The organism is Streptococcus oralis, from assembly GCF_003943825.1.
In the GTDB taxonomy this organism is placed as follows: domain Bacteria; phylum Bacillota; class Bacilli; order Lactobacillales; family Streptococcaceae; genus Streptococcus; species Streptococcus oralis_CD.
Genome location: NZ_RJNJ01000007.1, coordinates 41,547 through 62,610, shown reverse-complemented (window position 1 = coordinate 62,610; position 21,064 = coordinate 41,547). Strand labels below are relative to the sequence as shown.

Below are 21,064 nucleotides of genomic sequence, written 5' to 3'. Positions count from 1 at the left end.
ACGATGGTAAGTACACAAGAACAATTTGAACAGGTACAGGCTGTTAAGAAATCAATCAATACTGCTAGTGAAGTAGTGAAAAACCAAGCCTTGCTAGCTATGGCTGATCATTTATTGGCGGCTACTGAGGAGATTTTAGTGGCAAATGCCCTCGATATGGCAGCTGCCAAGGGGAAAATCTCAGATGTTATGCTAGATCGTCTTTATTTGGATGAGGGACGTATAGAAGCGATGGCAAGAGGGATTCGTGAAGTGGTTGCTTTACCAGATCCTATTGGTGAGGTCCTAGAAACAAGTCAGCTTGAAAATGGCTTGGTTATTACTAAGAAGCGTGTGGCCATGGGGGTTATTGGTATTATCTATGAAAGCCGTCCAAATGTGACGTCTGATGCGGCTGCCTTGGCTCTCAAAAGTGGCAATGCGGTCGTTCTTCGTAGTGGCAAGGATGCCTATCAAACAGCTCATGCTATTGTCACAGCCTTAAAGAAGGGCTTGGAGACGACTACCATTCATCCAGAGGTGATTCAACTAGTAGAAGATACTAGCCGTGAAAGCAGCTATGCCATGATGAAGGCTAAGGGTTATCTAGACCTTCTCATTCCTCGTGGAGGCGCTGGCTTGATCAATGCAGTGGTTGAAAATGCTATCGTGCCTGTTATTGAGACAGGAACTGGAATTGTTCATGTTTATGTGGACAAGGATGCCGATGAAGACAAGGCTCTATCGATCATCAACAATGCTAAAACCAGTCGTCCTTCTGTCTGCAATGCCATGGAGGTCTTGCTAGTTCATGAAGACAAGGCAGCAAGCTTCCTTCCTCGCTTGGAACAAGTTCTGGTTGCAGAGCGTAAGGAAGCTGGACTGGAACCAATTCAATTCCGCTTGGATAGCCAAGCAAGTCAGTTTGTTTCAGGTCGAGCAGCTGAGGCCCAAGACTTTGACACTGAGTTTTTAGACTATGTCCTAGCGGTTAAGGTTGTGAGTAGTTTAGAAGAAGCGGTTGCCCATATTGAAGCCCACAGTACCCATCATTCGGATGCCATTGTGACGGAAAATGCTGAAGCTGCAGCTTACTTTACAGATCAAGTGGACTCAGCAGCGGTGTATGTCAATGCCTCGACTCGTTTCACTGATGGTGGCCAATTTGGACTTGGATGTGAGATGGGGATTTCTACTCAAAAACTGCACGCGCGTGGCCCTATGGGCTTGAAAGAGTTGACCAGCTACAAGTATGTGGTTACTGGTGACGGACAGATAAGGGAGTAAGAGATGAAGATTGGATTTATCGGTTTGGGGAATATGGGTGCTAGCTTGGCGAAAGCTGTCTTGCAGGCCAAAACGGGTGCTCAGATTCTCCTTGCCAATCGTAGTCAAGCGAAAGTAGATGCTTTCATCACAAATTTCGGTGGTCAGGCTTCCAGCAATGAAGAAATTTTTGCAAAAGCAGATGTGATTTTTCTAGGAGTTAAGCCTGCTCAGTTTTCTGAACTGCTTGCTCAATATCAGGCCATCCTTGAAAAGAGAGAAAGTCTTCTTTTGATTTCCATGGCGGCTGGATTGACCTTGGAAAAACTGGATGGACTTCTTCCGAGTCACCACCGCATCATTCGCATCATGCCCAATACTCCAGTGGCTATCGGCCAAGGAGTGATTAGTTACGCTTTATCAGAAAACTGTTGTGCTGAGGACAGGGAGCTCTTTTGTCAGCTTTTAGCCAAGGCTGGTCTCTTGGTTGAGCTGGGGGATGGCTTAATCGATGCTGCGACAGGTCTTGCTGGTTGTGGTCCTGCCTTTGTCTATCTCTTTATCGAAGCCTTGGCAGATGCAGGTGTGCAGACAGGATTGTCACGAGAAAGGGCTTTGAAAATGGCAGCTCAAACAGTAGTTGGAGCTGGACAAATGGTTCTCGAAAGTCAGCAACATCCTGGAGTTTTGAAAGACCAAGTTTGCAGCCCAGGTGGTTCGACTATCGCGGGTGTAGCGAGTCTGGAAGAACATGCCTTTAGAGGTACAGTCATGGACGCAGTTCAGCAAGCCTACAAACGAACACAAGAATTAGGTAAATAAGAGGTTGGATGACTCCCAGCCTCTTTTATGGTCGATTGAATGGAGAATACACAAAAAGATTGTCACAAAAATCTATTTTTTTGATAGAATAGAAGGTAGAAAAAAAGAAATGAGTTAGACATGTCAAAAGGATTTTTAGTCTCTCTTGAGGGACCAGAGGGAGCAGGAAAGACCAGTGTTTTAGAGGCTCTACTCCCAATTTTAGAGGAAAATGGAGTAGAGGTGCTGACGACCCGTGAGCCAGGTGGAGTCTTGATTGGGGAGAAGATTCGGGAAGTGATTTTAGATCCAAGTCATACTCAGATGGATCCTAAAACAGAACTCCTTCTCTATATCGCCAGTCGTAGACAGCACTTGGTGGAAAAAGTTCTTCCAGCACTTGAAGCTGGCAAGTTGGTCATTATGGACCGCTTCATCGATAGTTCTGTTGCTTATCAGGGATTTGGCCGTGGCTTGGATATTGATGCCATTGATTGGCTCAATCACTTTGCGACGGATGGCCTCAAACCCGATTTGACACTTTATTTTGACATTGAGGTGGAAGAAGGGCTGGCTCGCATTGTTGCCAATAGTGATCGCGAGGTCAATCGTTTGGACTTGGAAGGCTTAGACTTGCACAAGAAAGTCCGTCAAGGCTACCTTTCTCTTCTAGATAAAGAAGGAAATCGCATTGTTAAGATTGATGCGAGTCTTCCTTTGGAGCAAGTTGTGGAAACAACCAAGGCTGTCTTGTTTGACAGAATGGGCTAGGCTAAATGAAACAAGATCAACTAAAGGCTTGGCAGCCAGACCAGTTTGACCGTTTTGTCCATATCCTAGAACAAGACCAGCTCAATCATGCCTATCTTTTTTCAGGTTTCTTTGGAAGCTTTGAAATGGCGCAGTTTTTGGCTAAGAGCCTCTTTTGTACGGATAAAGTAGGTGTTCTACCATGTGAGAAATGCCGAAACTGTAAGCTGATTGAGCAGGAAGAATTTCCCGATGTTACTTTAATCAAGCCAGTCAATCAGGTCATCAAGACAGAACGGATTCGAGAATTAGTGGGTCAGTTTTCCCAAGCAGGGATTGAAAGTCAGCAACAAATTTTTATTATCGAGCAGGCGGAGAAAATGCATCCCAACGCGGCCAATTCTCTGCTCAAGGTCATCGAAGAACCCCAGAGTGAGGTTTATATTTTTTTCTTGACCAGCGATGAGGAAAAGATATTACCGACCATCCGAAGTCGGACACAGATTTTCCACTTTAAAAAGCAAGAAGGAAAGCTCATCCATCAATTAGAACAAGCAGGTCTGGTCAAGAAAAAAGCGGCTTTCTTAGCCCAGTTTTGTCAATCACGAGCTGAAGCTGAAAAGTTGGTCAATCAGGCTAGTTTTTGGACATTGGTTGATGAGAGCGAACGCCTACTGACCTGGTTATTAGCCAAGAAAAAAGAGAGTTATTTGCAGGTAGCCAAATTAGCCAGCTTGGCAGATGACAAGGAAAAACAAGATCAAGTCTTGCGAATCCTCGAAATCCTCTGTGGGCAGGATCTTTTGCAAGCAAGGATTCGACAGATTCTACAAGATTTGCTAGAAGCTAGAAAAATGTGGCAAGCTAATGTCAGCTTTCAAAATGCCATGGAATATCTGGTCTTGAAAGAAATATAAACTCATACTCTTCGAAAATCAAATTCAAACCACGTCAACGTCGCCTTGCCGTACTCAAGTACAGCCTGCGGCTAGTTTCCTAGTTTGCTCTTTGATTTTCATTGAGTATTAAAAATGAACGATATAGAAAGGAAAGGGCTGGTTTATGGACAAAAAAGAATTATTTGACGCGCTGGATGATTTTTCCCAACAATTACTGGTGACCTTGGCCGATGTGGAAGCCATCAAGAAAAATCTCAAGAGTCTGGTAGAGGAAAATACAGCTCTTCGCTTAGAAAATAGTAAGTTGCGCGAACGCTTAGGCGAGGTGGAAGCAGATACACCTGTCAAGGCCAAGCATGTTCGTGAAAGCGTTCGTCGGATCTATAAGGACGGTTTTCACGTATGTAATGATTTTTATGGACAACGCCGAGAGCAGGACGAAGAATGTATGTTCTGTGACGAGTTGTTATACAGGGAGTAAGCATGCAGATTCAAAAAAGTTTTAAGGGGCAAACTCCCTATGGCAAGCTTTACCTAGTGGCTACACCTATTGGCAATCTAGATGACATGACCTTTCGTGCCATCCAGACTTTGAAGGAGGTGGATTGGATTGCGGCTGAGGACACGCGCAATACAGGTCTTTTGCTCAAGCATTTTGATATTTCCACTAAGCAGATCAGTTTTCATGAACACAATGCCAAGGAAAAAATTCCTGATTTGATTGGTTTTCTGAAGGCGGGACAAAGTATCGCTCAAGTTTCCGATGCAGGTCTGCCTAGTATCTCAGATCCTGGTCATGATTTGGTTAAGGCAGCTATTGAGGAAGAAATTGCAGTTGTCACCGTTCCAGGAGCCTCTGCAGGGATTTCGGCCTTGATTGCCAGTGGGCTAGCTCCACAACCACATATCTTTTACGGTTTCTTACCGAGAAAATCAGGTCAGCAAAAGCAATTTTTCGACTCAAAAAAAGACTATCCTGAAACACAAATTTTCTATGAATCACCTCATCGTGTGGCAGATACATTGGAAAATATGCTAGAAGTCTACGGTGACCGCTCGGTAGTCTTGGTCAGGGAATTGACCAAAATTTATGAAGAATACCAACGAGGAAAGATTTCAGAGCTACTAGAAAGTATTGCTGAAACGCCACTCAAGGGGGAATGCCTTCTCATCGTCGAAGGTGCCAGTCAGGATGTGGAGGAAAAGGACGAGGAGGACTTGTTTTCAGAAATCCAATCTCGTATCCAAGAAGGCATGAAGAAAAATCAAGCCATAAAGGAAGTTGCGAAACTCTACCAGTGGAATAAAAGCCAACTCTATGCTGCCTACCACGATTGGGAAGAAAATCAATAAAATGACTAAACAGGGAAGTTTGCCTTCTTCCCTTTTTTTGTTATACTAGTAAAAGAAAAATTAGAAAGATTTGTGGGTGTCAAACAGTCTAGTAGCTTGTTTTGATATGAACTTAGGTTCCACCCAAAGAGGTATTAGTGTCGTGTCTCAATCTTATATCAATGTTATCGGTGCTGGCTTGGCAGGGTCTGAAGCAGCTTACCAAATCGCAGAACGTGGTATTCCAGTTAAACTCTATGAAATGCGTGGTGTCAAGTCAACACCCCAACACAAAACAGACAATTTTGCTGAGTTGGTTTGTTCCAATTCCTTACGTGGGGATGCTTTGACCAATGCAGTTGGGCTTCTCAAGGAAGAAATGCGTCGCTTGGGTTCTGTTATCTTGGAATCTGCTGAAGCTACACGTGTTCCTGCTGGTGGAGCCCTTGCGGTGGACCGCGATGGTTTCTCTCAAATGGTGACTGAAAAAGTGGCCAGCCACCCCTTGATTGAAGTGATTCGTGATGAAATTACAGAATTGCCAACTGACGTTATTACTGTGGTCGCTACTGGTCCTTTGACCAGCGATGCCCTAGCTGAGAAGATTCATGCCCTTAATGATGGGGATGGATTCTATTTCTATGACGCGGCGGCGCCGATTATCGACGTTAACACCATCGATATGAGCAAGGTCTATCTCAAGTCTCGTTATGATAAGGGAGAAGCAGCCTACCTCAACGCTCCAATGACCAAACAAGAGTTTATGGATTTCCATGAAGCCTTGGTCAATGCGGAAGAAGCACCGCTCAATTCGTTTGAAAAAGAAAAGTACTTTGAAGGTTGTATGCCAATCGAAGTCATGGCCAAGCGTGGCATTAAAACCATGCTTTATGGTCCGATGAAACCAGTCGGTTTGGAGTATCCAGACGATTACACAGGCCCTCGTGATGGAGAATTTAAAACACCGTACGCGGTTGTCCAACTTCGTCAGGACAATGCGGCTGGTAGCCTATACAATATTGTTGGTTTCCAGACCCACCTCAAATGGGGAGAACAAAAACGTGTTTTCCAAATGATTCCAGGTCTTGAAAATGCGGAGTTTGTCCGTTATGGTGTTATGCACCGCAATTCTTACATGGATTCACCAAATCTTTTGGAGCAGACCTATCGTTCTAAGAAACAACCAAATCTCTTCTTTGCTGGTCAAATGACGGGTGTGGAAGGCTATGTTGAATCAGCAGCTTCAGGCTTAGTTGCAGGTATTAACGCGGCTCGACTCTTCAAGGGTGAAAGTGAAGCTATTTTCCCAGAGACAACAGCGATTGGAAGTCTGGCTCATTACATCACTCATGCGGACAGCAAACATTTCCAACCAATGAATGTCAATTTTGGGATTATCAAGGAATTGGAAGGCGAGCGTATCCGTGATAAGAAGGCTCGTTATGAAAAAATTGCAGAGCGTGCTCTTGCTGACTTAGAGGAATTTTTAACTGTCTAATTTTTTTCAAAGAATTGCTCATGATACTATAAAAATCTTAGAAATTGTGATAAAATAGGTAGGATAAAAAAAGGAGAGTAAAAATGGCGAATCCCAAGTATAAACGTATTTTAATCAAGTTATCAGGTGAAGCCCTTGCCGGTGAACGTGGCGTAGGGATTGATATCCAGACAGTTCAAACAATCGCAAAAGAGATTCAAGAAGTTCATAGCTTAGGTATCGAAATTGCCCTTGTTATTGGTGGAGGAAATCTCTGGCGTGGGGAACCTGCTGCAGAAGCAGGAATGGACCGTGTTCAGGCAGATTACACTGGAATGCTTGGGACCGTGATGAATGCTCTTGTGATGGCAGATTCATTGCAACAAGTTGGTGTCGATACGCGTGTGCAAACTGCCATTGCCATGCAACAAGTAGCAGAACCTTATGTACGTGGACGTGCTCTTCGCCACCTTGAAAAGGGTCGTATCGTTATCTTTGGTGCTGGAATTGGTTCACCTTACTTCTCAACCGATACAACAGCGGCTCTTCGTGCAGCTGAAATCGAAGCAGATGCCATTCTAATGGCTAAAAATGGCGTAGATGGTGTTTACAATGCCGATCCTAAGAAAGACAAGACTGCCGTTAAGTTTGAAGAATTGACCCACCGTGACGTTATCAATAAAGGTCTTCGTATCATGGACTCAACTGCTTCAACCCTCTCAATGGATAACGACATTGATTTGGTTGTCTTCAACATGAACCAACCAGGCAACATCAAACGTGTCGTATTTGGTGAAAATATCGGAACAACAGTTTCAAATAATATCGAAGAAAAGGAATAAGAAAATTATGGCTAATGCAATTGTAGAAAAAGCTAAAGAGAGAATGACCCAGTCTCACCAATCACTTGCTCGTGAATTTGGTGGTATCCGTGCTGGTCGTGCCAACGCAAGCTTGCTAGACCGTATCCACGTAGAATACTATGGAGTCGAAACTCCTCTTAACCAAATCGCTTCAATTACCATTCCAGAAGCGCGCGTCTTGTTGGTAACACCATTTGACAAGTCTTCATTGAAAGACATCGAACGTGCCTTGAACGCTTCTGATCTTGGTATTACACCAGCTAATGACGGTTCTGTGATCCGCTTGGTTATCCCTGCTCTTACAGAAGAGACTCGTCGTGACCTTGCCAAAGAAGTGAAGAAGGTCGGTGAAAATGCTAAAGTAGCTGTCCGTAATATCCGTCGCGACGCTATGGACGAAGCTAAAAAGCAAGAAAAAGCAAAAGAAATCACTGAAGACGAATTGAAGACTCTTGAAAAAGATATTCAAAAAGTAACAGACGACGCTGTGAAACACATCGACGACATGACTGCCAATAAAGAAAAAGAAATCTTGGAAGTCTAAAAATAAACAGAAAAACTCAGTTGGCATTGCTGGCTGAGTTTTATTCGAAAGAAGGAAATATGAATACAAATCTTGCAAGTTTTATCGTTGGACTTATCATCGATGAAAATGACCGTTTTTACTTTGTGCAAAAGGATGGTCAAACCTATGCACTTGCCAAGGAAGAAGGTCAACATACAGTAGGGGATACGGTCAAAGGTTTTGCCTATACAGATATGAAGCAAAAACTCCGCTTGACAACCTTAGAAGTGACTGCCACTCAGGACCAATTTGGCTGGGGAACCGTAACAGAAGTTCGTAAGGACTTGGGTGTTTTTGTCGATACCGGTCTACCTGACAAGGAGATTGTAGTGTCACTCGATATCCTCCCTGAGCTCAAGGAACTCTGGCCTAAGAAAGGTGACAAACTCTACATCCGTCTTGAAGTGGACAAGAAAGACCGAATATGGGGACTCTTGGCATATCAAGAAGATTTCCAACGTCTGGCTCGTCCTGCCTACAACAACATGCAGAACCAAAACTGGCCAGCTATTGTTTACCGTCTCAAGCTGTCAGGGACCTTTGTCTATCTGCCAGAGAATAATATGCTTGGTTTCATTCACCCAAGTGAGCGCTACGCAGAGCCACGTTTGGGGCAAGTGTTAGATGCGCGTGTTATCGGTTTCCGTGAGGTGGATCGTACCTTGAACCTCTCCCTCAAGCCACGTTCCTTTGAAATGTTGGAAAATGATGCCCAGATGATTTTGACTTACTTGGAAAGCAATGGCGGTTTCATGACCTTGAATGATAAGTCGTCTCCTGAGGACATCAAGGCAACCTTTGGTATCTCTAAAGGTCAGTTCAAGAAAGCACTCGGTGGCTTGATGAAGGCTGGCAAAATCAAACAAGATCAGTTTGGGACAGAGTTGATTTAGGTCTTATAGACATGATAAAGAAACTTGAAGAAATGAGTTTAGAGGAACTCTGGCAACTTTTTCCAATTTTTCTAGTAGAGCACAAGTCAGAGTGGAAAGACTGGTATGAATCGGAAAAAACAAGTCTGAAAAAAATATTGGGTGCAAATGTTATTAAAAGAATAGAACATATCGGTAGCACTGCTATTCCTAATATTTGGGCAAAAAATATCGTTGATATTCTGTTAGAAGTAGGTAGAAAAGAGGATTTAGCAAGAGTTAGGGATTTATTGGTGAAGAATGGTTGGCTAGTGATGTCGAAGAGTTCTAACAGGATTTCGCTAAATAAAGGATATACAGAGCAGGGATTTGCTGAGAAAGTTTTTCATTTACATTTGCGAATGACGGGAGATCATGACGAGATTTATTTTAGAGATTATCTCTGCCAGCATCCAGATATTGCCCAAGCGTATCAGGAATTAAAACTAAGTTTGTGGAAAAAATTTGAACACAATCGAGACGCCTATACAGATGCTAAAACAGATTTTATAAACCACTACGTTTCAGAGGTTAAGTCCAGTAATTTTCAAGAATCAGAAAAGTGTCATCAAAAAAAGTCTTGATAGGAGAAAGAATTGAGAAAATCATTTTACACTTGGCTCATGACCGAGCGCAATCCGAAAAGTAATAGCCCAAAAGCCATCTTGGCAGACCTCGCTTTTGAAGAGTCAGCTTTTCCAAAACATACAGATGATTTTGATGAGGTGAGTCGCTTTCTGGAGGAGCATGCCAGTTTCTCTTTTAACCTAGGTGACTTTGACGCCATCTGGCAAGAATACTTAGAACACTAGAGACAATGAGATGAGACTAGTATTTTATTGTTCTCTTTGCTATAATAAAAAGAAATAAACGGATTAGAGAGGTTCTTTATTTGAAGGAACATTCAATAGACATTCAACTAAGTCATCCAGATGACCTGTTCCATCTTTTTGGTTCCAATGAGCGCCATCTTCGTTTGATGGAAGAAGAGCTCGATGTGGTGATTCATGCTCGTACGGAGATTGTCCAGGTTATCGGAGAAGAGACTGCCTGTGAAGAAGCCCGTCAGGTTATCCAGGCTTTGATGGTCTTGGTGAATCGGGGGATGACAGTTGGGACACCAGATGTGGTGACTGCGATTGGCATGGTCAAAAACGATGAAATTGACAAGTTTGTCGCCCTTTACGAAGAAGAAATCATCAAGGATAATACTGGGAAGCCTATCCGTGTCAAAACCTTGGGTCAAAAACTTTATGTGGACAGTGTCAAACAGCATGATGTGACCTTTGGAATCGGACCTGCAGGGACTGGGAAGACCTTTCTTGCAGTGACCTTGGCAGTGACTGCCCTTAAACGTGGACAGGTCAAGCGGATTATCCTGACTCGTCCAGCAGTGGAAGCAGGAGAAAGTCTAGGATTTCTTCCGGGTGATCTTAAGGAGAAGGTCGATCCTTATCTTCGACCAGTTTATGATGCCTTGTATCAGATTCTTGGCAAAGACCAAACGACTCGTCTCATGGAGCGTGAAATTATTGAAATAGCACCCCTTGCCTACATGCGTGGGAGGACCTTGGATGATGCCTTTGTCATTCTCGATGAAGCACAAAATACGACCATCATGCAGATGAAGATGTTCTTGACTCGTTTAGGCTTTAATTCTAAGATGATTGTCAATGGAGATATCAGTCAGATTGACCTGCCACGCAATGTTAAGTCCGGTTTAATTGATGCCCAAGAAAAGCTCAAGAATATTCACCAAATCGACTTTGTTCATTTTTCAGCTAAGGATGTGGTTCGCCATCCTGTTGTTGCTCAGATTATCCGAGCCTATGAACCAGCTCCAGTTAAGGTTGAAGAAAAGAATCAAGAAACAGAATAGCAAAAAAGCAGTTCAGATGTGAACTGCTTTTTTTTAATGAGTGTCTAGCTTTAAACAAGTTCGTCGATAGACGTGTGCTCTTTATCGAGGCCTTGAGCAACTGGGAGGCTAGTTAAGTAACCTTGATAAGTGGTCACACCTTGACGCAAGCCCTCATCTTCAGAAATTGCTTGTGCGAATCCTTTTCCAGCCAAAGCTTCGATATAAGGAAGAGTGACATTGGTTAGGGCGATGGTTGAAGTACGAGCGACCGCACCAGGGATATTGGCAACGGCATAGTGGAGAACACCATGTTTTTCATAGACAGGTTCATCGTGCGTTGTCACACGGTCAGCTGTCTCGATAACACCACCTTGGTCAACAGCAACGTCAACGATGACAGATCCTGGACGCATTTGTTTGACCATCTCATCTGTCACCAATTTCGGTGCTTTAGCACCAGGGATGAGAACTGCACCAATCACCACATCAGCATCTCTCACACTTGCTTCGATGTTGAAAGAATTTGACATAAGTGTTTGAATTTGGTTCCCAAAGATTTCCTCTAACACTGAGAGACGTTTCGCACTGATATCAAGGATGGTTACTTGAGCACCGAGTCCAAGGGCGATGCGGGCAGCATGTGCCCCGACGACACCACCACCAATGATGGTTACTTTTCCTTTTGGAACACCTGGTACACCACCAAGTAGAACACCAGAGCCACCAGCTTGCTTAGTAAGGAAGTAGGCTCCGATTTGAACAGCCATACGACCGGCAACCTCACTCATAGGAACGAGGAGCGGTAGTTGTCCTTGATTGTCACGAACAGTTTCATAGGCAATTCCTGTTGTTTTTGCTGCTAGCATGGCATCTGCTAATTCTGGCGCAGCGGCCATGTGCAAGTAGGTGAAGAGGAGAAGATCGTCGCGCAAATAACCGTATTCAGAAGCTAGTGGTTCTTTTACTTTCACGACTAATTCGGAAGCCCAGGCTTCAGCAGCAGTAGCGACAATCTCAGCTCCTTGCTTTTGATAGTCAGCATCAGTAAATCCTGAACCGAGACCAGCATTTGTTTCGATGAGGACACGATGTCCACGAGAAACTAAGCTATGGACACCAGCAGGTGTGAGGGCAACACGGTTTTCGTTATTTTTAATTTCTTTTGGAATTCCGATTAACATAGAGATAACCTACCTTTCAATTGACGGGATTGTTTTAGTTGTCACATTTCAGTTCATAAATCAAAAATGTGATGGTTTTATTGTATATGAAACCGCTTCAAAAATCAAGAAAAACTTGTCATCCAAATTTATTTATGCTAGACTAGTGAGAATCAAGATTTAATGGAGGGAAAAGTATGGAATCAATATTTGTGAAATTTGCCCAGTATCCATCTATAGAAACGGAGCGTTTATTGCTCCGACCTGTAACCTTGGATGATGCGGAAGCTATGTTTGAGTATGCCTCAGACAGAGAAAATACACGCTACACTTTTCCAACAAATCAAAGCTTGGAAGAAACTAAGAGTAACATTGCTCAGTTTTACTTGGCTAATCCCTTGGGACGTTGGGGGATTGAATTAAAAAGCAATGGCCAGTTTATCGGAACTATTGATTTGCACAAGATTGACCCAATTCTCAAAAAAGCAGCTATTGGTTACATTATCAATAAAAAGTATTGGAATCAAGGATTGACGACAGAAGCCAATCGTGCCGTGATTGAGCTGGCTTTTGAGAAGATTGGAATGAACAAGTTGAGCGCTCTTCACGATAAAGACAATTCCGCATCAGGAAAGGTCATGGAGAAATCAGGTATGCGTTTTTCCTACGAAGAACCCTATGCCAGAATGGATAACAAAGAACCAGGTCGAATTATCACAAGAGTTTATTATGTCTTGACTAAGGAAGACTATTTTGCAAATAAATAAGCAGTTGAAAAGATTTTTCAGCTGTTTTTTCTTCCTCTTACGAATAATCTAAGAGAGGAGAAAATATGGAAGCAATTATCGAGAAAATCAAAGAGTATAAAATCATTGTCATCTGTGCTGGTTTGGGTCTGGCCTTAGGAGGATTTTTCCTGTTAAAGCCAAGTTCACAAACATCTGTGAAAGAAACAAACTTGCAGGCTGAAGTTGCAGCTGTTTCAAAGGATTCATCGTCTGAAAAAGAAGTGAAGAAGGAAGAAAAAGAAGAGTCTCTGGAACAAGATCAGATCACAGTGGATGTCAAAGGTGCTGTCAAATCACCAGGGATTTATGATTTGCCAGTCGGTAGTCGGGTCCATGATGCTGTTCAGAAAGCAGGTGGCTTGACAGAGCAAGCAGATAGCAAATCGCTCAATTTAGCCCAGAAAGTCAGCGACGAGGCTCTGGTCTACGTTCCGAGTAAGGGGGAAGAAGTAGCTAGTCAGCAGACTGCCTCTGGAACGACTCCTTCGACAAGTAAAGAAAAGAAGATCAACCTCAATAAAGCTAGTCTGGAAGAACTAAAACAGGTCAAAGGCTTGGGAGGAAAGCGAGCCCAGGATATTATCGATCATCGTGAGGCGAATGGGAAATTCAAGTCGGTTGATGAACTCAAGAAGGTTTCTGGCATTGGTGCTAAGACCATAGAAAAGCTAAAAGATTATGTCACAGTGGATTAAGAATTCCCCAATTCCCCTAATCTATCTGAGTTTTCTATTGCTCTGGCTTTACTATGCAATTTTTGGAGCGTCCTATCTCGCACTGCTAGGTTTTGTTTTTTTGCTTGTCTGTCTCTTTTTCCAATTTCCTTGGAAATCGGCCGGTAGAGTTCTAGCGATTTGTGGAGTTTTTGGATTTTGGTTTTTGTTTCAAAATTGGCAACAGACTCAAGCAAGTCAAAACCTAGTGGATTCTGTTGAGAGGGTACGGATTTTGCCTGACACTATTAAGGTCAATGGAGATAGTCTGTCCTTTCGGGGCAAGGCTGACGGCCGCACCTTCCAAGTTTACTATAAACTCCAGTCTGAGGAGGAGAAAGAGCTCTTTCAGGCCTTAACAGACCTTCACGAGATAGAGCTAGAAGGAAAATTGTCCGAGCCAGAAGGCCAGAGGAATTTTGGTGGATTTGATTACCAAGCCTACCTGAAGACTCAGGGGATTTACCAGACATTGACTATCAAGAACATCCAGTCATTTAAACAGGTTAAAAGTTGGGATATAGGAGAAAATCTGTCTAGTTTACGTCGAAAGGCTGTAGTTCGGATCAAGACGCACTTTCCAGACCCTATGCGCAACTATATGACAGGTCTCTTGCCAGGACATCTGGACACGGACTTTGAGGAGATGAATGAGCTTTATTCCAGTCTTGGAATTATTCACCTTTTTGCCTTATCAGGTATGCAGGTGGGCTTCTTTATGGATGGTTTTAAGAAACTTTTATTGCGCCTGGGCTTAACTCAAGAAAAGTTGAAGTGGCTAACTTATCCCTTTTCTCTTATCTATGCAGGTCTGACAGGATTTTCAGCTTCGGTCATTCGCAGTCTCTTGCAAAAGTTACTGGCCCAACATGGTGTTAAGGGGTTGGATAATTTTGCCCTAACGGTCCTTGTCCTCTTTATCATTATGCCTAACTTTTTCCTAACTGCAGGAGGAGTCTTGTCCTGCGCTTATGCTTTTATCTTGACCATGACTAGCAAAGAAGGCGATGGGATCAAGGAAGTTGCCAGAGAAAGTTTGGTCATTTCTTTGGGAATATTGCCCATTCTATCCTTCTATTTTGCAGAATTTCAGCCTTGGTCTATCCTTTTGACCTTTGTCTTTTCCTTTCTGTTTGATGTGGTCTTCTTGCCGCTTTTGTCCATCTTATTCATTCTGTCTTTTATTTACTCAGTCACTCAGTTTAACTTTGTCTTTGAGTGGTTAGAGGGCGTCATTCGCTTGGTATCGCAGCTGGCAAGCAGGCCACTGGTCTTTGGGCAACCAAACGCATGGTTTTTGATTCTTCTCTTAGTTTCATTGGCCTTGGTCCATGACTTTAGGAAAAATGTCAAAAGACTAGTAGGATTCAGTCTCTTTATCGTGGGGTTCTTTTTCCTGACCAAGCATCCACTGGAAAATGAAATCACCATGCTAGATGTGGGGCAAGGAGAAAGTATTTTCTTACGGGATGTAACTGGTAAAACCATTCTCATAGATGTCGGTGGAAAGGCAGAATCTGATAAGAAAATAGAGGATTGGCAAGAAAAGGCGACGACCAGCAATGCCCAGCGAACCTTGATTCCCTATCTTAAAAGTCGAGGAGTAGACAAGATTGATCAGATGGTTTTGACCAATACAGACAAGGAGCATGTTGGAGATTTGCTGGAGGTGACCAATGCTTTCCATGTGGGCGAAATTTTAGTGTCAAAAGGAAGTTTGACACAGAAGGAATTTGTGGCAGAACTACAAGCGACTCAAACCAAGGTACGCAGTGTAACTGCAGGGGAGAACTTGCCGATTTTTGGGAATCAGTTAGAAGTCCTATCTACAAGGCAGATTGGAGATGGGGATCGTGATGATTCTCTGGTTCTTTATGGGAGACTCTTGGATAAGTACTTTCTCTTCACAGGAAATTTGAAAGAGAAGGGAGAGAAGGACTTGCTGAAGCAATACCCTAACTTAGAGGTGGATGTCTTGAAAGCAAACCAACATGGTGCTAAAACCTCATCAAATCCAACTTTCCTAGAAAAAATCAAACCAGAAATTACTCTCATTTCAGTTGGAAAAAACAATCTTGCGAAACTCCCCCATCAGGAAACCTTGACACGAATGGAAAGTATCAAGAGTAAGATTTACAGAACTGACCAGCAAGGGGCTATCCGCTTTAAAGGATGGAATAGTTGGCAGATTGAAAGTGTTCGTTAGGAAGAAAAGATGTTATATATTAGTAAAATAAACAGATAATCTGTTGCATAATATAGGGAAAAACGATATAATGAAAGCGTCTCCAATAGTAAAGATATAAATGCAATGAAAACATGAAAAATCAGTAAAACCCGTTTTATTAGCTAGTTTGTTATCTGTTGGTCTTTTTCAATCCATTGCATCTGCTGTAACAGTCACTAAAAAATATTGGTATGATTGGAATACTATGTGGGAATATAGTACTAACTATCACAACCATCAATACATTTCTAGCCCGTTATGGTCTATTCTGAGTATAAAATTGGCGGAGGATGGAATTACAATCGTTATGAGGTCATAAACTACTACAGCGGAGGCTATTAATTGATAAAGAGTGAGAAAAGGAGGGCTGTATATGATAACTCTTACTCATGTTACCTTAAAAACGCGACAAGTCATCTTGCAAGATGCGGATTTCACCTTTAAAAAAGGTAGGATTTATGGCCTTCTTGCTATCAATGGCTCTGGAAAGACGACCCTGTTCCGCGCTATTAGCAAGCTGCTTCCCCTTGGTAGTGGACATATCGCAGCCTCTCCTTCTTTATTTTATTATGAAAGCGTTGAATGGCTGGATGGAAACTTAAGTGGGATGGACTACCTTCGTCTCATAAAAAATATCTGGAAGTCAGACCTAAACTTGGGGGACGAAATCGCCTATTGGGAAATGTCTGACTATATCAACCTTCCCATCCGCAAGTATTCCTTAGGGATGAAGCAACGCTTGGTGATTACCATGTATTTCCTCAGTCAGGCGAAATGCTGGCTCATGGATGAGATAACAAATGGCTTAGATGAGTATTATCGACAGAAGTTTTTTGATAGGCTGGCACAAATCAATAGACAAGAACAGCTGGTTCTTTTGAGTTCCCACTACAAAGAGGAGTTAATGGAGATTTGCGATAGCATCGTAACCATTCGTCAGGGGCAGATAGAAGAGGTTCCGTTATGAAAGATATTAGCCTATTTTTATTAAAGAAAGTTTTCAAAAGTCGTTTAAACTGGATTATCTTACTTTTATTTGCATCTGTACTCGGTGTTACCTTTTATTTAAATAGTCAGACTGCAAACTCACACAGCTTGGAGAGCGAGTTGGAAACCCGTCTTGTAAAAGATGAGAGAATCGTCAATGAAAATGAAGTGAAGCTTTCCCAAATGTCTGACACCAGCTCGGAGGAATACCAGATTGTTAAAAGTAATTTAGACTCGCAAAAAAATCTTTTGACTCAAAAGAAAGAAATTCTGGCTTTGTTAAAAGAAGGACGCTGGAAAGAAGCCTACTATTTGCAGTGGCAAGATGAAGAGAAGAATTATGAAGTTATGTCAAATCAACCGACTTCTAGCTCTGAATTAAAAATGGCGAGCGACCGCCAACGGAAGATTTACCAAGCCCTGTATCCCTTGAATATAAAAGCCCACAATTTAGAATATCCGACCCACGGGATTGATCAGATTGTCTGGATTTTAGAGGCTATCATCCCAAGCTTGTTTGTGATTGGTATTATTTTTATGCTAACACAACTGTTCGCAGAAAGATATCAAAATCATCTCGATACAGCTCAGTTATATCCTTTTTCAAAAGCGACATTTGCCATGTCCTCTCTTGGAGTTGGGGTGAGCTATGTAACCGTGCTGTTTATTGGAATCTGTGGATTTTCTTTTCTAGTGGGAAGTCTGATAAGTGGTTTTGGACAGTTGGATTATCCCTACCCATTCTATAGTTTAACGAATCAAGAGGTAACTATTGGAAAAATACAAGATGTGTTATTTCCTAGCTTGCTATTAGCTTTCTTAGCCTTTATCGTCATTGTGGAAGTCGTCTACTTGATTGCTTACTTTTTCAAGCAAAAAATGCCTGTCCTCTTTCTTTCCCTCATTGGGATTGTTGGCTTATTGTTTGGTATCCAAACGATCCAGCCTCTTCAGAGTATTGCCCATCTGATTCCCTTTACTTACCTGCGTTCAGTGGATATTTTATCTGGAATATTACCTAAACAGATTGATAATGTCAATCTGAATTGGAGCATGGGGATGGTCTTACTTCCTTGCCTGATTATCCTTTTGTTAGTGGGGATTCTATTTATTGAAAGATGGGGAAGTTCACGTAAAAAGGAAGTTGTTAATAAGTCTTAGCGTCCCTATACGGAAGGTGAGGAAAAAACTAACATAGGGAGGGAACCAACTAGGTTCTCTCTTTTTGATGTGGACATCAAGAAGAAAACAGAAACTTTTTCGAAAAAATAACTTTTTATCTTGACAAGGAATAGAAAACTTGGTATCATATAAAAGTTGAGAAAAGCAGAAGTGAGAGCTTCTCGCCTTGTGACATCAGGTTGCCTGGCCCTACGGATGAAAAGTTTCTAAGAAACGCTATCATAACGTGCGGGCTTGTATCATTACGAGTCCGCTATTGTTTTTCTCTAATAATAAAAAAGAGGTGAAAACCATAGCAAAGCAAGACTTATTCATCAATGATGAAATTCGTGTACGTGAAGTTCGCTTGATCGGTCTTGAGGGAGAACAGCTAGGCATCAAGCCACTCAGTGAAGCGCAAGCATTAGCTGATAGTGCAAATGTTGACTTAGTATTGATCCAACCCCAAGCAAAGCCACCTGTTGCTAAAATTATGGACTACGGTAAGTTCAAATTTGAGTACCAGAAAAAGCAAAAAGAACAACGTAAAAAACAAAGTGTTGTTACTGTGAAAGAAGTTCGTCTGAGTCCAACTATTGACAAGGGTGACTTTGACACAAAACTTCGCAATGCACGCAAGTTCCTTGAAAAAGGAAATAAAGTTAAGGTATCTATCCGCTTTAAGGGTCGTATGATTACCCATAAAGAGATTGGTGCAAAAGTTTTAGCCGAGTTTGCTGAAGCAACACAAGATATTGCGATCATCGAACAACGAGCTAAGATGGATGGACGCCAAATGTTCATGCAGTTGGCGCCAGCAACTGACAAAAAATAATTGTCAGAAAGTTAAATAAAGGAGAAAAAATCATGCCAAAACAAAAAACACACCGCGCATCAGCTAAACGTTTCAAACGTACAGGTTCTGGTGGACTTAAACGTTTCCGTGCTTACACTTCTCACCGTTTCCACGGAAAAACTAAGAAACAACGTCGTCATCTTCGTAAAGCATCTATGGTGCATTCAGGAGATTTCAAACGTATCAAAGCAATGCTTACTCGCTTGAAATAATAGCCTAACAGTAAGTAAACAATTCTAGGAAATATTTGGAGGAAATAAAACATGGCACGTGTTAAAGGTGGCGTTGTATCACGCAAACGTCGTAAACGTATTCTTAAATTAGCAAAAGGTTACTATGGAGCTAAACACATCTTGTTCCGTACTGCAAAAGAACAAGTAATGAACTCTTACTACTATGCATACCGTGACCGTCGTCAGAAAAAACGTGACTTCCGTAAATTGTGGATCACTCGTATCAATGCGGCAGCTCGTTTGAACGGACTTTCATACTCACAATTGATGCATGGTTTGAAATTGGCTGAAATCGAAGTTAACCGTAAAATGCTTGCTGACTTGGCTGTTAACGATGCAGCAGCTTTCACAGCTCTTGCAGATGCAGCTAAAGCAAAACTTGGTAAATAATGACAAACTGTTTCATTCTTACTCTCGTGGTTTTTACCGCAAGAGTAGGGTGAAACTTTTTTATTTTCCTTAAACGATTTTCTATTTTAAAGAGTAAATGACAGATTTTTTCAAAGAAAATAGGATATTTCCTGTATAATAGGAATATCTAAAAAAGATTTGGAGTTAGAAGAAGATGATAGTAGGTATTGATTTAGGAACGACTAATTCTTTAGTAGGGGTTTATCAAGATGGCCAGGTCAAGTTGATTCCCAATGCTTTTGGTGAGTATTTGACGCCATCTGTTGTGGCTTTAGATGACAATGATGAGATTATAGTTGGAAAAATTGCCAAGGAACGCTTGGTGACTCACCCAGACAAGACCGTTTCTCAGTTCAAGCGTTTTATGGGGACCAAGCATGAATTGACGCTAGGAAATCGAGCATATAAGGCTGAAGAATTGAGCTCTTTTATCATTCGAAAGTTGGTAGACGATGCAGAGACCTATCTTGGAGAAAAGGTCGAGGAAGTGATTGTCAGTGTACCAGCCTATTTCAATGATGCTCAACGCTATGCGACCAAACTAGCAGGGAAATTTGCAGGTGTTCAGATTGATCGGATTATCAATGAACCCTCTGCAGCAGCTCTTGCTAAAAGATCTATGGTAAACCAAGAAGATCAATCTTTTATTGTGGTCGATTTTGGTGGTGGTACTCTTGATATTTCAGTTGTGGAGCTTTTTGATAATATCGTCGAAATCGTGTCGATTGCAGGGGACAATCGTTTGGGAGGAGAAGACTTCACTGCGGCTATTGCTGAGGAATTTTTAGTTTCCAATCAATTAACCAAGGATACGATTTCCCGTGAATTTTATGGCAAAATTCTGGTACAGGCTGAAAAGACTAAACTAGAACTCAATGAGAAAGAAGAAGTGAAGATGACAGTTCTGGACCAAGAACAGGAATACACTTTAGACTTGAGCTACCAGCGTTTTTATGAGCTTTGTCAGCCTCTGCTAGCCCGTGTTAAGGCCGTTTTGGACCGTGCCTTGATGGATGCGCGCTACAGCTATGTATCATCAGATAACTTTGTTCTTGTTGGGGGGACTTCGAAACTCCGCTTGGTTCAGGATTTTTTATCCTACTGTATCAATCAAGTGGTGCAGGTTTCGGATGATCCCGATCGGATGATTGCGAGAGGTTGTGCCCTTTTAGCAGGAATAAAAGAACGCCAGGGTGAGATACGAGATTTATTACTGTCTGATATTTGTCCTTTTACACTGGGGATTGAGATAGTTGGCGACCGCTTTTCGCCGATTATTGAGCGAAATTCAACCCTACCTGCTTCACGCATCGAGCAGTACTATACGGCTGAATTGGGACAGAGTCAAGTCAAGATAAAGGTCTATCAAGGTGAGATGATGAAGGCATCACAAAATCTGTTCCTAGGAGAATTAGAAGTTCCCGTCCCTGTGAATACTCGAGTAAATGAAAGTTTCACAGTTCGATTCACCTATGATTTAAATGGAATTTTGGATGTCGAAGTGAAAATTGATTCAACACAGGAAGTCTTTAGTCATGTTATTCTCCAAGATAGTGTTACTCTGACAGAAAAGGAAATCAAGGCTAATCAAGCAGAGTTGACTCGCTATAAGATCAATGCTCAAGAAACAGAGGTTTATCGTTTCTTGATTGAAAAAGCGAATCGTGTGTACAGTATGCTCTTGGGGAGAAGAAGAGAGGAGCTAATGGCTGAAACTAGACGATTTGAAGAAGAGGTCAGCCAAGCATCTATGTATCATTTGCCAAAACTTTATCAATCATTTTCAAACTATCTAGACTTCCTAGAGCGAGGACTGTAAAAGAG

At 42.1% G+C, this 21,064-nt stretch carries 23 protein-coding genes, 1 pseudogene and 1 other annotated feature; of the genes and pseudogenes, 23 read left to right on the top strand and 1 reads right to left on the bottom strand.

The window, feature by feature from the left end; translation table 11 throughout:
- Positions 1-3 precede the first annotated feature (3 nt).
- The 13 genes from D8863_RS07135 (at position 4) to D8863_RS07070 (ending at position 10,722) form a co-directional block, all read left to right on the top strand.
- Entirely contained in the window at positions 4-1,266 is a 1,263-nt protein-coding gene (locus D8863_RS07135; protein WP_125441493.1) for a glutamate-5-semialdehyde dehydrogenase, read from the top strand.
- A gap of 3 nt (positions 1,267-1,269) precedes the next feature.
- Positions 1,270-2,067, top strand: coding sequence for a pyrroline-5-carboxylate reductase (gene proC / locus D8863_RS07130; protein ID WP_125441492.1), 798 nt, complete (start codon positions 1,270-1,272; stop codon positions 2,065-2,067).
- Between the two features lie 120 nt (positions 2,068-2,187).
- Positions 2,188-2,817, top strand: a complete 630-nt coding sequence (gene tmk / locus D8863_RS07125; protein ID WP_125441491.1) for a dTMP kinase — start codon at positions 2,188-2,190, stop codon at positions 2,815-2,817.
- A 5-nt stretch (positions 2,818-2,822) separates the two neighbouring features.
- Positions 2,823-3,713: a DNA polymerase III subunit delta' gene (locus tag D8863_RS07120; RefSeq protein WP_125441490.1), complete on the top strand. Its 891-nt coding sequence runs from the start codon at positions 2,823-2,825 to the stop codon at positions 3,711-3,713.
- Positions 3,714-3,858: 145 nt separating this feature from the next.
- The gene (gene yabA / locus D8863_RS07110) at positions 3,859-4,176 is read left to right on the top strand and encodes a DNA replication initiation control protein YabA (protein ID WP_000358229.1); all 318 of its coding nucleotides are present in this window, start codon (positions 3,859-3,861) and stop codon (positions 4,174-4,176) included.
- Between the two features lie 2 nt (positions 4,177-4,178).
- Entirely contained in the window at positions 4,179-5,048 is an 870-nt protein-coding gene (rsmI, locus tag D8863_RS07105) for a 16S rRNA (cytidine(1402)-2'-O)-methyltransferase (RefSeq protein WP_125441489.1), read from the top strand.
- A 142-nt stretch (positions 5,049-5,190) separates the two neighbouring features.
- Complete coding sequence (gene trmFO, locus D8863_RS07100) at positions 5,191-6,525, top strand: methylenetetrahydrofolate--tRNA-(uracil(54)-C(5))-methyltransferase (FADH(2)-oxidizing) TrmFO (protein WP_185761462.1); 1,335 nt, start codon at positions 5,191-5,193, stop codon at positions 6,523-6,525.
- 83 nt (positions 6,526-6,608) lie between these two features.
- Entirely contained in the window at positions 6,609-7,346 is a 738-nt protein-coding gene (pyrH, locus tag D8863_RS07095) for a UMP kinase (protein WP_000002996.1), read from the top strand.
- Positions 7,347-7,353: 7 nt separating this feature from the next.
- Entirely contained in the window at positions 7,354-7,911 is a 558-nt protein-coding gene (gene frr / locus D8863_RS07090; RefSeq protein WP_001262235.1) for a ribosome recycling factor, read from the top strand.
- A gap of 59 nt (positions 7,912-7,970) precedes the next feature.
- Positions 7,971-8,825 carry an RNA-binding virulence regulatory protein CvfB gene (gene cvfB / locus D8863_RS07085; RefSeq protein ID WP_001095457.1) on the top strand — a complete coding sequence of 285 codons (855 nt, stop codon included), beginning with the start codon at positions 7,971-7,973 and terminating at the stop codon, positions 8,823-8,825.
- Positions 8,826-8,836: 11 nt separating this feature from the next.
- The gene (locus D8863_RS07080) at positions 8,837-9,427 is read left to right on the top strand and encodes a GrpB family protein (RefSeq protein WP_125441488.1); all 591 of its coding nucleotides are present in this window, start codon (positions 8,837-8,839) and stop codon (positions 9,425-9,427) included.
- Between the two features lie 12 nt (positions 9,428-9,439).
- Positions 9,440-9,655 (top strand): YozE family protein, encoded by a 216-nt coding sequence (locus D8863_RS07075; RefSeq protein ID WP_001232084.1) that lies wholly within the window; start codon positions 9,440-9,442, stop codon positions 9,653-9,655.
- An 80-nt stretch (positions 9,656-9,735) separates the two neighbouring features.
- On the top strand, positions 9,736-10,722 hold the full coding sequence (locus D8863_RS07070; RefSeq protein WP_125441487.1) for a PhoH family protein: 987 nt from the start codon (positions 9,736-9,738) through the stop codon (positions 10,720-10,722).
- A gap of 50 nt (positions 10,723-10,772) precedes the next feature.
- Here D8863_RS07070 and ald read toward each other — a convergent pair whose 3' ends face one another.
- Positions 10,773-11,885, bottom strand: a complete 1,113-nt coding sequence (gene ald / locus D8863_RS07065; RefSeq protein WP_125441486.1) for an alanine dehydrogenase — start codon at positions 11,883-11,885, stop codon at positions 10,773-10,775.
- Positions 11,886-12,061: 176 nt separating this feature from the next.
- On the opposite strand from ald, the gene D8863_RS07055 reads away from it, so the two are divergent.
- The 10 genes and pseudogenes from D8863_RS07055 to D8863_RS07015 all read left to right on the top strand — a co-directional run bounded on the left by D8863_RS07055 (position 12,062) and on the right by D8863_RS07015 (position 21,059).
- Positions 12,062-12,631 (top strand): GNAT family N-acetyltransferase, encoded by a 570-nt coding sequence (locus D8863_RS07055; RefSeq protein WP_125414485.1) that lies wholly within the window; start codon positions 12,062-12,064, stop codon positions 12,629-12,631.
- Positions 12,632-12,696: 65 nt separating this feature from the next.
- On the top strand, positions 12,697-13,347 hold the full coding sequence (locus tag D8863_RS07050; RefSeq protein ID WP_125441484.1) for a helix-hairpin-helix domain-containing protein: 651 nt from the start codon (positions 12,697-12,699) through the stop codon (positions 13,345-13,347).
- Positions 13,331-15,571, top strand: a complete 2,241-nt coding sequence (locus D8863_RS07045) for a DNA internalization-related competence protein ComEC/Rec2 (RefSeq protein ID WP_125441483.1) — start codon at positions 13,331-13,333, stop codon at positions 15,569-15,571. Before D8863_RS07050 ends, D8863_RS07045 begins: the two co-directional genes overlap by 17 nt.
- A 148-nt stretch (positions 15,572-15,719) precedes the next feature.
- Positions 15,720-15,934: pseudogene (locus D8863_RS11225) on the top strand (hypothetical protein).
- Between the two features lie 31 nt (positions 15,935-15,965).
- Positions 15,966-16,559 (top strand): ATP-binding cassette domain-containing protein, encoded by a 594-nt coding sequence (locus D8863_RS07040; protein ID WP_125441482.1) that lies wholly within the window; start codon positions 15,966-15,968, stop codon positions 16,557-16,559.
- A complete protein-coding gene (locus tag D8863_RS07035) occupies positions 16,556-17,740 on the top strand; it encodes a hypothetical protein (RefSeq protein WP_125441481.1) in 1,185 nt (394 codons plus the stop codon). Before D8863_RS07040 ends, D8863_RS07035 begins: the two co-directional genes overlap by 4 nt.
- 157 nt (positions 17,741-17,897) lie before the next feature.
- Positions 17,898-18,029: a sequence feature (ribosomal protein L20 leader region), on the top strand.
- Positions 18,030-18,044: 15 nt separating this feature from the next.
- Positions 18,045-18,575 carry a translation initiation factor IF-3 gene (gene infC / locus D8863_RS07030; RefSeq protein ID WP_000848184.1) on the top strand — a complete coding sequence of 177 codons (531 nt, stop codon included), beginning with the start codon at positions 18,045-18,047 and terminating at the stop codon, positions 18,573-18,575.
- 32 nt (positions 18,576-18,607) lie between these two features.
- Positions 18,608-18,808, top strand: coding sequence for a 50S ribosomal protein L35 (gene rpmI / locus D8863_RS07025; protein ID WP_001125942.1), 201 nt, complete (start codon positions 18,608-18,610; stop codon positions 18,806-18,808).
- A gap of 51 nt (positions 18,809-18,859) precedes the next feature.
- Complete coding sequence (gene rplT, locus D8863_RS07020; RefSeq protein WP_000124830.1) at positions 18,860-19,219, top strand: 50S ribosomal protein L20; 360 nt, start codon at positions 18,860-18,862, stop codon at positions 19,217-19,219.
- A gap of 175 nt (positions 19,220-19,394) precedes the next feature.
- Entirely contained in the window at positions 19,395-21,059 is a 1,665-nt protein-coding gene (locus tag D8863_RS07015; protein ID WP_125441480.1) for a molecular chaperone HscC, read from the top strand.
- The last annotated feature ends 5 nt before the right edge of the window (positions 21,060-21,064 follow it).

Coding starts and splice junctions, on each gene's coding strand:
- rpmI (WP_001125942.1), top strand. CDS start 18,608: ATGCCAAAACAAAAAACACACCGCGCATCAGCTAAACGTTTCAAACGT.
- rsmI (WP_125441489.1), top strand. CDS start 4,179: ATGCAGATTCAAAAAAGTTTTAAGGGGCAAACTCCCTATGGCAAGCTT.
- frr (WP_001262235.1), top strand. CDS start 7,354: ATGGCTAATGCAATTGTAGAAAAAGCTAAAGAGAGAATGACCCAGTCT.
- D8863_RS07045 (WP_125441483.1), top strand. CDS start 13,331: ATGTCACAGTGGATTAAGAATTCCCCAATTCCCCTAATCTATCTGAGT.
- D8863_RS07035 (WP_125441481.1), top strand. CDS start 16,556: ATGAAAGATATTAGCCTATTTTTATTAAAGAAAGTTTTCAAAAGTCGT.
- proC (WP_125441492.1), top strand. CDS start 1,270: ATGAAGATTGGATTTATCGGTTTGGGGAATATGGGTGCTAGCTTGGCG.
- cvfB (WP_001095457.1), top strand. CDS start 7,971: ATGAATACAAATCTTGCAAGTTTTATCGTTGGACTTATCATCGATGAA.
- D8863_RS07050 (WP_125441484.1), top strand. CDS start 12,697: ATGGAAGCAATTATCGAGAAAATCAAAGAGTATAAAATCATTGTCATC.
- D8863_RS07015 (WP_125441480.1), top strand. CDS start 19,395: ATGATAGTAGGTATTGATTTAGGAACGACTAATTCTTTAGTAGGGGTT.
- D8863_RS07055 (WP_125414485.1), top strand. CDS start 12,062: ATGGAATCAATATTTGTGAAATTTGCCCAGTATCCATCTATAGAAACG.
- tmk (WP_125441491.1), top strand. CDS start 2,188: ATGTCAAAAGGATTTTTAGTCTCTCTTGAGGGACCAGAGGGAGCAGGA.
- pyrH (WP_000002996.1), top strand. CDS start 6,609: ATGGCGAATCCCAAGTATAAACGTATTTTAATCAAGTTATCAGGTGAA.
- yabA (WP_000358229.1), top strand. CDS start 3,859: ATGGACAAAAAAGAATTATTTGACGCGCTGGATGATTTTTCCCAACAA.
- ald (WP_125441486.1), bottom strand. CDS start 11,885: ATGTTAATCGGAATTCCAAAAGAAATTAAAAATAACGAAAACCGTGTT.
- D8863_RS07040 (WP_125441482.1), top strand. CDS start 15,966: ATGATAACTCTTACTCATGTTACCTTAAAAACGCGACAAGTCATCTTG.
- D8863_RS07120 (WP_125441490.1), top strand. CDS start 2,823: ATGAAACAAGATCAACTAAAGGCTTGGCAGCCAGACCAGTTTGACCGT.
- D8863_RS07135 (WP_125441493.1), top strand. CDS start 4: ATGGTAAGTACACAAGAACAATTTGAACAGGTACAGGCTGTTAAGAAA.
- rplT (WP_000124830.1), top strand. CDS start 18,860: ATGGCACGTGTTAAAGGTGGCGTTGTATCACGCAAACGTCGTAAACGT.
- D8863_RS07080 (WP_125441488.1), top strand. CDS start 8,837: ATGATAAAGAAACTTGAAGAAATGAGTTTAGAGGAACTCTGGCAACTT.